Raw genomic sequence first — 10,151 nt, forward strand, 5'->3', positions numbered from 1 at the left:
CATGGCCATCATGCAAAGCACCGTCCTGGTGGTCGACGACGACCCGCACATTCGCGACCTGCTGACCTTCGCGCTTCAGAAGGCGGGTCTGGCGACGCGGGAGGCCGCCGACGGCGAGGCTGCACTGGCCGACATCGCCCTGTTCAGGCCGAACCTCGTTGTGCTGGACATCAACATGCCCCGCATGGACGGGATCGAGACCTGCCGCAGAATCCGCGCCCATGGTGATCTGCCGGTCCTGTTCCTGTCGTCGCGCGACGACGAGATCGACCGCATTCTGGGCATGGAGCTGGGGGCGGACGACTATGTGACCAAGCCCTTCAGTCCGCGCGAGGTGGTGGCGCGGGTCGCCGCCATCCTGCGCCGTATCGCGCGGAATCCGCCCCCGCCGACGCCGGGCCAGTTCGCCTTCGGCGGTCTGGGTCTGGACGCGGACGGATGGCGGGCGACATGGCGCAATATCGAGGTGCCGCTGACCGTGACGGAATTCAGCATCGTGCGCACCCTGGCCGATGCGCCGCGCCGGGTCTTCACCCGCGACGCCATCATCGACCGGGTCCACGGCCCAGGCTTCGCCATGACCGACCGTACGATCGACAGCCATGTCCGCAACCTGCGGGCCAAGTTCGCCACGGTGGGGGGGGCTGACGTGATCGAGACCAGGCCGGGCATCGGCTATCAGCTTGGCCCCTGCCTGGGCGCGCCCGGGAAGCCGGAGGCGTGATCGGACGCTTGCGCGCCTTCGTCCGCCGTCACTGGCCCGCGCTCAGGCTTCGGACCATCCTGCTGTCGGTACTGATCTTCGCCGGCATCCTGCCAGGCCTCAGCGCCATCTTCCTGCGCGTCTATGAGAACACCCTGGTGCGCCAGACGGAGGCGGAATTGGTCGCCCAGGCTGTCGTCCTGTCCGCCATCGCCGCCTCGGATTGGCCCGGCGCCGTCGTGGTTCCACTTGATCCCGCCCGACGCGACGATCCGGGTTACTACAGGCCCGAGCCCGCGACGATCGACCTGGGCTCCACGCCGGTCTTGCCGGCTCGACCATCGTCGCGCGCCGCCGCCGCGCCGGATGCAGATGCGGTCGAGGTCGCCGCCCGGCTTGGTCCCGTCATCGAACGGACCAGCCGCACGACCCTGGCTTCGATCCTCTTGCTCGATCGCAACGGGACGATCGTTCTCGGCTACGGACGGGGCGGCGGTCTTGCCGATCTGACCGAAGTGCGGTCGGCGCTTGCTGGCGAGCCGCGAACGGTCCTGCGTCGTAACGACGCCTATCATCCGCGCTATTCCATGGAATGGCTCAGTCGCGCAGCGGGCGTCCGTATCCATCATGCGCGGCCGGTCCTGATAAATGGCCAGGTCGAGGCGGTCGTCGTAGCGTCCCGCTCACCCCGCGCCCTGTTCAAGGGGCTGTACCAGGACCGGATCAAGATCGGGCTGGGCGTCGTCGGCACCCTGGGGGTGATCGCCCTTCTGGCGGTGCTGGTGTCGCGCGGCATCGCCCGTCCGATCGAGGCGCTCAGCCGGGCGACACGCGATGTCGCCAACGGCGGCGGCGTACTTCCCCCTGCGCCGGCCACCGCCGCCGTCGAAATCCAGACCCTCTACGAAGACTTCGGGCGGATGGCCCAGGCCGTCGATCGCCGGTCCCGCTATCTGCGCGATTTCGCCGCCGCCGTCAGTCACGAGTTCAAGACGCCCCTGTCCGGAATTCAAGGCGCCGTCGAACTGCTCCAGGACCATGAGATGGACCCTGCCCAGCGTCGGCGGTTCCTCGACAACATCGCCGCCGACGCCCGCCGCCTTTCAGCTCTTGTGACGCGCCTGCTCGACCTGGCGCGCGCCGATATGGCGCGTCCTCAAGCCGGGCTTTCGGTCGATGTGCGCCCTCCGATCGCCAAGGCGGTCGATGCGAGATCAAGCCGCCTGGCGATCTCGACGACGATCGAGGACGAAACCCCGAGGGTCGCCGTTCCGGCATCGACCATAGAAATGGTGGTCTCGACGCTACTGGAAAATAGCCGACAGGCGGGGGCGACAGCCGTCAACATCTGCGCTGCGGCCTTGCCCGACCGACTTGTCGTGACCCTGGCGGACAATGGTCCAGGCGTCGCGCCGGCTGACGCCGGTCGCGTCTTCGAGCCCTTCTTCACCACGCGACGGGGCGAGGGCGGCGCCGGCCTCGGCCTGTCCATCGCTCGCGCCCTGCTGGCGGCCAACGACGCCACTCTCGACCTTCTGCCTACGACAGAAGGTGCTGTATTCGAGCTGGTCATGCCGCTCGCCGAGTAGCTTGTCAGACGGTACGGCGGACACTTGGACCACCGTCAAGGCGTTCGCGGTCACTCATGGAACGCCGCGTATCCGAGGGGGCGCGCCAGTCTGGATTGCTACAGAGCGTATCGTGTAAATTACTGAAAATACAGAACTTTTATCCAGGTGGCGAACCTGGGAGCAGGCGTTGGGATCGCTCCGGCTTTGTCAATTGCTTTCAAAATCAAATCCTTAGAGTTCGGGTGCAGTGCTTTGCATCTGCATGGATGTGCAACAACCTGGAGTCAGAAGCGCCAAGTTGCTGAGGACAAAGTAAATTTTTTTTCAGAAGTCTGGTGCTCCGACCGCCGTCTGGCGGCATCCATCGGCCTTGGTCACGTGCTTCACAGTTCCTGTGCAGTGGGGCGGAACAGTATTTCGTTGATCCCGACGTCCTCGGGCTCGTTGATGGCGAAGGCGACCAGTCGGGCCAAGGTCTCGGCGGGCACGCCGATCTGGCCGACGTAGTCCTGGTTGGCCTTCTGGACGTCAGTCTCACTGATATGGTCGAGAAGTTCGGTTTTCACCGCTCCGGGGGAGATGATCGTGGTGCGGATGTTGTGGGGCGCCATCTCCTGCCGCAAGCCTTCGGACAGTGCGCGCACCGCGAACTTGGTCGCTGAATAGACGGCAGAGCCGCCGAAAAGCTTGTGGCCCGCGACGGAAGAGATGTTGATGATGTGGCCTGACTTTTGGGCAATCATGTGCGGAAGGGCGGCTGCGACGCCATAGAGCACGCCCTTCAGATTGACGTCGATCATCTGGTCCCACTCGTCAACCTTGACCCGTTCCAGCGGCGACAGGGGCATGATTCCGGCGTTGTTGATCAGCACGTCGACCCGCCCGTAGGTGTCGACGGCGGCGCCGACAAGTCGTTGGAGGTCGTCCCGGCGGGTTACGTCCGTCGCCACGGCGACGGCCTTGCCGCCTGCGGCGACAATCTCGGCCACAAGGGCCTCGATACGGTCGGCCCGCCGGGCGCCGAGGACAACGGCCGCGCCCTTCGCGGCCAGGTGGCGCGCTGCCGCCGCGCCCATGCCGCTGGATGCGCCGGTGATGACGACGGTCTTGCCTGTGATGTTGTCGGTCATTTCTGGTCAGCCTCTGCTGCGCTCGTCGAGGACTCGGCGAGGTATTGTTCGTCCGTCACATGCTCCATCCAGGTGACGGGAGAGCCATTCTGGCTTTCTTGGATGGCGATGTGGGTCATAGCGGCGTGCGGCGTTGCGCCGTGCCAGTGCTTGTGTTCCGGCGGGCACCACAGGATGTCGCCCGCATGGAACTCCAGCTTCGGTCCGCCTTCGATCTGGGTCCAGCCGACGCCCTCGGTGACGATCAGGGTCTGGCCGGCCGGATGCTTGTGCCAGGCGGTGCGGGCGCCGGGTTCGAAGTGGACGATGGCCCCGCCGACGCGCGACGGTGTCTCGCGCTGAAACTGGCCGCTGATGGTGACGCGGCCGGTGAACCATTCGGCCGGACCCTCGATTGTGGTCTGGTCGGCCTTACGGGTGATTTCCATGACGGGGGCGTTTCCTTGCGTCTGCAGGGGGGCTTCGCCGCTGAAAAGTGCGGTCGTGGCGGAGAGAATCGAAGTGATCACGACAGATGCTCCTGGAAGAATTCGGTCAGCCGATCGAACGGGATCAGATCGACGCGGTCATAGAGATCAACGTGGCTGGCGCCCGGAATGATCAACAGTTCCTTGGGCTCGGCCGCCGCCGCGAAGGCCGTTTCGCTGAAGTAGCGCGAGTGGGCGTTCTCGCCATGGATCAGCAGAATAGGTCGCGGCGAGATCTCGGCAATGTAGGTCATCAGTGGGAAGTTCATGAACGACAGCGGGGTCGTGATCGTCCAGGCATTGCCCGAGTTCACCGCGCGCGCATGGTAACCGCGCGGCGTCATATAGTAGGCGTGGTAGTCGACCAGGAACTGCGGCTCACCGCCCTTCAGTTCGTTGGCCGCCGGGCCGTAAGCCGGGGCGCCGTTGCGGGCATCGATCCATCGCTGGCGGCTCATCTGCTCCAGCGACTGTGCCCGCTGTTCCGGCGTGACGCTGTCGTTGTAGCCGCGCGACATGACGCGGCTCATGTCATACATGGTGCTGGTCGCCACGGCCTTGACGCGTTTGTCGGTCGCGACGGCGTTCAGCGCCATCCCGCCCCATCCGCAGATGCCGATGACGCCGATCCGCTCCTGATCGACCGACGGGTGCAGGCCGAGGAAGTCGACCGCCGCCATGAAGTCTTCGGTGTTGATGTCGGGCGAGGCGAGGTTGCGGGGCTCGCCGCCGCTCTCGCCGGTGAAGGACGCGTCAAACGCCAGGGCGACGAAGCCGCGCGCCGCCATGGTCTGGGCGTAGAGGCCGGACGACTGCTCCTTGACCGCGCCGAACGGCCCGCCGACGGCGAGCGCCGCCAGACGTTCTCCATCGCGCCCCTTGGGTCGGTACAGGTCGCCGCTCAGGGTGACGCCGTAACGGTTGGTGAAGCTGACCTTCTGATGATCGACGGCTTCGTTGCGGGGGAACACCTTGTCCCAGTTACTGGTCATAGTCGTTGCCTTTGCATCGGGTGTGGGAAGGAAGGACGCGACGGCGAGGGCGGTCACGCCGGCGCCGGTCAGTTTCATCAGGCCTCGACGGTCCATCGCGGGGGACGGCCGGGTCTGAAGGTCGATGGAAGTCGGGGTCATGTCGGTTCCGGGGTCTGTGTTCAGCGGGGTTTCAGCAGGGCGTGGCCGTCGCGGACGATCAGGACGGCCATGGCGGCGAGAGCGACGCTGGCGATCAGGACGGCGCTGATCGAGAGGTGGTCCAGCAGCAGGCCGCCGATGACGGCGCCCAAAAGGATCGAGGCCTGGACGGCGGCGACCATCAGGCCGCCTGCAGCTTCCGGCGCATCGTCGGCGTTCTGGGACATCCAGGTCATCCAGATTACCGACATTGCGGTGTTCATCGCGCCCCAGATGACCAGAAGTAGGCCGACTGCAATCGGCCAGGCGCCGACGACCAGCAGGCCTGCGGTGACCAAGCCCATGATCAGAGCCGGCAGTCGCAGAAGCCGCGAGACGTCGCCGGTGATGAAGCGCCCTGAGGCCCAGGTGCCGACAAAGCCGGCGCAACCGAGTGCGAGCAGGAGGATCGAGAGGCTGGAGACGCCCACGCCTGTAACCTGTTCGAGGAAGGGGCGCAGATAGGTGAAGAGAGTGAAGGCCGATCCCCAGGACAGCATCGAGGCGATTAGGCCGGTCAGGAAATACCGGCGACGCAGCAGGTCGAGCATGTCGCTGATCCCCCGGTGTCCACGGGCGGGCAGCGACGGCAGGGCGACGAGGTGCCAGACCAGGTTGGCGGCCACGAGCGGCGTCAGCGCCCAGAAGACCGAGCGCCAGCCGAACAGCTCCCCCAAGTAACTGCCGATCGGCGCGGCGAAGGCGGCGGCGATCGCCTGCCCGCCATACATCAGGGCCAGGGCGCGCGGGATATCCGACACCGGCGCCAGCCGCATGATGACGGAGGTCGCCAGCGCCCAGAACCCGCCGATGCACAGGCCCAAAACGGCGCGCCCAATCATCAGGACCTCAAAGTTTGGCGCAGCGGCGACCAGGACCAGCGACACACCCATCAGGCCCGTCAGGCCGACGAGAACCCACTTGCGGTTCAACCGCCCCGCAACCGTGCTCACCCCAAGGCTGGCGATGACGGCGAACAAGCCGCTGATTGAGACGGCCTGACCGGTGTGTCCAACCGATGCGCCCAGACCTTCGGCCATGGGCGTCAGCAGGCTGACCGGCATGAACTCGGACGCGATCAGCAAAGCCACGCACAGCGCCATCGACATCACTGCACCCCAAGCGGCGGTCGGTGTAGTGGCTCCCGATGTCGGTGCGGTGGCCGCGAGCATGGTCGTCTCCCTCTTTCGTCGAGGGACAAACTAGGCGCATGCGATAAAAACGATTAGTCAGGCAGATCGGCATGAACTAATCGATATAGACGATTAATCGAGGAAGCCGTCCATGGCCGGACCGGACCTGAACCAGTTGACCTGGTTCCAGATCGTCGCGGAGGAGCGCAGCTTCACCAAGGCTGCCGCCCGGATCGGCGTGGCGCAGTCCACTCTCAGCCATGCCATTCGGCAGCTTGAGACGCGCCTCGGCATCCGGTTGCTGACCCGCACGACCCGCAGCGTCGCGCCCACAGCGGCGGGCGAGCGGCTGCTTCAGACGATCATGCCGCGCCTGGCCGAGATCGAACAGGAGATCGAAAGCCTGACCAGCATGCGGGACAGGCCGGCGGGCTCCATCCGTTTGACCCTGTCCGATCATGCGTTGGACAGCGTTGTTTGGCCCAAGCTGAAGCCTGTGCTGGCTGCCTACCCCGAGATCAAGGTCGAACTGATCCTCGACAGCACCTTCCGCAACATCGTCGAGGAGCGGTTCGATGCCGGCGTCCGGCTCGGCGAGAGCGTCGAGAAGGACATGATCGCCGTGCGCATCGGTCCCGACTGGCGTCTCGTCGCCGTCGCTTCACCCGGTTATCTGGCCGAGCGCGGCAGGCCCGTTCACCCCAAGGACCTCGTCGCCCATACGTGCATCAACATGCGTCACGAGTCAGCGGGCAGCCTCTATGCCTGGGAGTTCGAGAAGGACGGTCAGGCCCTGCGTGTCCGCGTCGATGGCCAGGTCGCCTTCAATAACTCGTACGCCATGATCGATGCGGCGGTCAGCGGACTGGGGATCGCCTATGTGCCGGAGGACATCGTCGCGGCGAATCTCGCGTCAGGTAGGCTGGAACTTGTGTTGGACGACTGGTCTCCGACGTTCGACGGCTACTTTCTCTATTACCCCAGCCGTCGTCAGAATCTCGCTGCCTTTCAGATCATCGTCGACGCCCTGCGCGATCGGACGGCGTGATGGGTGCAACTGCCTTCAACGAACCGCCGTCTCGCGTGAACACCATAAATGTTCCGGTCCAGGCGGTTCTGACCCGCAATGACAGGCTTTTGGTCGGTGCACAGCTGTGCTGGTCGGCGATGGGGTCAGCAATCAAAGCGCCTCGCCGCCGACGAGCGGCCTAGCTTCGGTCAATAGAGCGATATTCCTCTCTGAAAGCCGTCCTGCATCCGCAGGGGCCAGGACGGCTGCGCGGTATAAAAGCTGCGCCGCCGTGGCCTTGGACATAGCCATGCCAGTTGTGGCCGCCTATTCCGAGATCGGCGCCTTCAATCAGGAAATTTGACGGCGGCGATTGACGTCTCGTCATCTTGGTGTGGTCGAGCTGTAGACGGCCCCTGCCTACGGAACGCCTTGGAGAAACGATGAATCTTTATCCGGTGATCATGTGCGGCGGGGCCGGCACGCGGCTTTGGCCGGCTTCACGCCCGTCGCGGCCGAAACAGTTCATTCCGCTGTCGGGCAACCGCTCCCTGTTTCAAGAGACGGTGCTGCGGGTGGCGCCCTTGGCGGATTCCGGTGGGCGTCTGATCGTCGTCGGGGGCGTGGCGCACCGCGAGGCCATCCTCGCGCAGCTTGCCGAACTGGGTTTGACCGCCCAGATCCTGCTGGAGCCGGAAGCGCGGGATTCCGCGGCCGCTATGGCTGTAGCGGCGGCCTGGACCGTGCGGCGCGACCCGAAAGGCGTCAACGTCTTCGTCGCATCGGATCACCACATCCCGGATCATCAAGCCTTCCGCATTGCGGCTGAGCGGGCCGCCGTTGCGGCGCAGGACGGCTTGATCGTGACCCTGGGGGTCACGCCGACCGAAGCCTCTGCCTCCTATGGCTACATCGCGGCAGAGGGCGAGGGCCTATCCGCCATAAAAGCATTCGTTGAAAAGCCGGACCGACAGACGGCCGAGCGCTACATCATCGACGGCTATCTGTGGAATAGCGGCAATTTCATCGTTTCGGCCGCCACCTTGTTGGGTGAACTGCAGTCGGCGGCTCCCGCTGTGGAGGCCGCCGCGCGCGCGGGCCTGCCGGACGAAGGCGACGGCGATCTTGCCGTTCTGGGTGCGGCGTTCCGGAGCGCGCCCAAGATATCCATCGACTACGCCGTCATGGAAAAGACCAGGCGCGCCTCGGTTTTGGCCGTGGATTTCGAATGGTCTGATCTCGGCGCGTGGGACGCCGTCGCCGCCACAGGCGAGGGCGACCTCGGCAGTTTCATCTTCGAGGACGCAGAAGGCTGTATGGCCCGGGCGCCAGAGGGGATGGTCGTCGCGGCCATCGGCGTACGAAACCTGGCCATTGTCGTCGAACATGACGCCGTTCTGGTGTGTGACCTCAGCCGCAGCCAGGACGTGAAAAAAGTCGTCGAACGACTGAAGCTGTCGTCGCCTCAGCATCTGGATTTCCCACGTCCTGCCTTAGAGTCCCTGCTGGACGGCGGCGCGCGGTTCACCCGCTGGCTGAACATGCGCGCCTTGCCGATCTGGAGTTCGCTGGGGCAGGCCCCCGATGGGGCCTTCGCGGAACTGCTCGGCCTCGACGGGCGGCAGGTCGAAAGCCAACGGCGCGCGCGTGTTCAGGCGCGACAGGTTCAGGTGTTCGCCGACGCCGGAAGGATGGGTTGGCGCGGCCCGTGGCGCGAGATCGTGCAAAGCGGTCTGATGCGGATCGAGGCGGCCTATCTCCGGTCCGACGGATTGATGCGGACCGTGCTGGCCGCCGATGGATCGCCGCTCGACGAGACGCCGATGCTGTATGATCAGGCCTTCCACCTCTTCGCGCTCGCCGCCGCCGTGCAGGCTGGCCTGGAGGGCGAGCATGAAACGCGGGCCAGGTCGGTAAGAGACCGCCTTCTGGCCGATGCTCCGCCGACGGACGGGTTGATCGAGAACGGCGCCCATCCATTCCAGTCCAACTGCCACATGCACCTGCTGGAAGCCGCCCTGGCCTGGGAGGCTGTTAGCAAAGACGCAGGCTGGAGCGCGCTCAGCGACCGGATCGTCCGCTTGGCGCGTCAGCACTTCATCGACGCCGAAGGTGGTTTCTTGCGAGAGTTCTTCGCCGAAGACTGGTCGCCGGCGGCGGGCGATGACGGCCGACGGGTCGAGCCGGGGCATCAATTCGAATGGGCCTGGCTGCTGGCCCGCTACGGCCGCGCGCGTGGCGATGCGTCCGTTATCGAAGCGGCGCGCAAGCTCTACGCCTTCGGCCTACGCGGCGTCGGGCCGCGTCGTCAGGTCGCCGTAGACGCCATGGACCAGGACGGCGTCATCCTCAGCCGCCGGGCCCGCCTGTGGCCGCAGACGGAATGGATGAAAGCCTCGCTGATACTCGCGGAACTTTCCGATGACGGCGACCGGTCGGGACTGCTCGAACAGGCCGCCATGGCGCAACGGGCCGTGTGGCGTTACCTCACCGACGATGGCCTGTGGCGGGACAAGTTGCTGGAGAACGGCCAGTTCATCGACGAGCCCGCGCCCGCCAGCTCCTTCTACCACATCATGGCGGCCTGGGTTCAGCTGCGGTCCACTGCCGAGGCCGTCGGGTTGCAAGGCCAGGACTCGCTCAAACTCGGTTAAGTCTCGCCAAGCTTTGCGGCGTAGGAGCTGGTACATCCGACCGGCGCCGTAAACGGCCCGATTCATGCCCGTGCTGGAGCAGCGGCAGGGCTTCAAGATCGACTGCCCCGAGGAAGCCGTCCTCAAGGATGGGCTTTTTAAACTTTGCGAGGTTGGATCGCCTCGCCGACTTCGTCATTTGGCGTGGTCTGCCTCTAGATGCTATAGCAATCATAGATTGCCAATATGGCATCGGGGGGGTGTTTGTGGGTGGCATGGTCCTTGTCGCCGGCGGGGCCGGCTACGTTGGCTCGCATGTCTGTCTGGCCCTGT

8 protein-coding genes are annotated in these 10,151 nt (G+C 65.3%); 4 read left to right on the plus strand and 4 right to left on the minus strand.

The window, feature by feature from the left end:
• Position 1 precedes the first annotated feature (1 nt).
• Both PKE72_RS12520 and PKE72_RS12525 read left to right on the plus strand, forming a co-directional pair.
• Positions 2-724: a response regulator transcription factor gene (locus PKE72_RS12520; protein WP_271165717.1), complete on the plus strand. Its 723-nt coding sequence runs from the start codon at positions 2-4 to the stop codon at positions 722-724.
• On the plus strand, positions 721-2,292 hold the full coding sequence (locus PKE72_RS12525; protein ID WP_271165718.1) for a sensor histidine kinase: 1,572 nt from the start codon (positions 721-723) through the stop codon (positions 2,290-2,292). Before PKE72_RS12520 ends, PKE72_RS12525 begins: the two co-directional genes overlap by 4 nt.
• 365 nt (positions 2,293-2,657) lie before the next feature.
• On the opposite strand, the gene PKE72_RS12530 is transcribed toward PKE72_RS12525, so the two are convergent.
• The 4 genes from PKE72_RS12530 to PKE72_RS12545 are packed head-to-tail and all read right to left on the minus strand — an operon-like array spanning position 2,658 to position 6,134.
• On the minus strand, positions 2,658-3,404 hold the full coding sequence (locus PKE72_RS12530) for an SDR family oxidoreductase (RefSeq protein WP_271165719.1): 747 nt from the start codon (positions 3,402-3,404) through the stop codon (positions 2,658-2,660).
• Positions 3,401-3,913 (minus strand): (R)-mandelonitrile lyase, encoded by a 513-nt coding sequence (locus PKE72_RS12535; protein ID WP_271165720.1) that lies wholly within the window; start codon positions 3,911-3,913, stop codon positions 3,401-3,403. The genes PKE72_RS12530 and PKE72_RS12535 overlap by 4 nt, the downstream gene beginning before the upstream one ends.
• Entirely contained in the window at positions 3,910-5,004 is a 1,095-nt protein-coding gene (locus PKE72_RS12540; protein ID WP_271165721.1) for an alpha/beta hydrolase, read from the minus strand. The genes PKE72_RS12535 and PKE72_RS12540 overlap by 4 nt, the downstream gene beginning before the upstream one ends.
• Before the next feature lie 20 nt (positions 5,005-5,024).
• Positions 5,025-6,134, minus strand: coding sequence for an MFS transporter (locus PKE72_RS12545; protein ID WP_271165722.1), 1,110 nt, complete (start codon positions 6,132-6,134; stop codon positions 5,025-5,027).
• A gap of 193 nt (positions 6,135-6,327) precedes the next feature.
• On the opposite strand from PKE72_RS12545, the gene PKE72_RS12550 reads away from it, so the two are divergent.
• The gene (locus tag PKE72_RS12550) at positions 6,328-7,224 is read left to right on the plus strand and encodes a LysR family transcriptional regulator (protein WP_271165723.1); all 897 of its coding nucleotides are present in this window, start codon (positions 6,328-6,330) and stop codon (positions 7,222-7,224) included.
• A 404-nt stretch (positions 7,225-7,628) separates the two neighbouring features.
• Positions 7,629-9,839 carry an AGE family epimerase/isomerase gene (locus PKE72_RS12555; RefSeq protein ID WP_271165724.1) on the plus strand — a complete coding sequence of 737 codons (2,211 nt, stop codon included), beginning with the start codon at positions 7,629-7,631 and terminating at the stop codon, positions 9,837-9,839.
• Positions 9,840-10,151: the final 312 nt, after the last annotated feature.

The sequence above is a fragment of the Brevundimonas intermedia genome (assembly GCF_027922165.1).
GTDB lineage: Bacteria > Pseudomonadota > Alphaproteobacteria > Caulobacterales > Caulobacteraceae > Brevundimonas > Brevundimonas intermedia.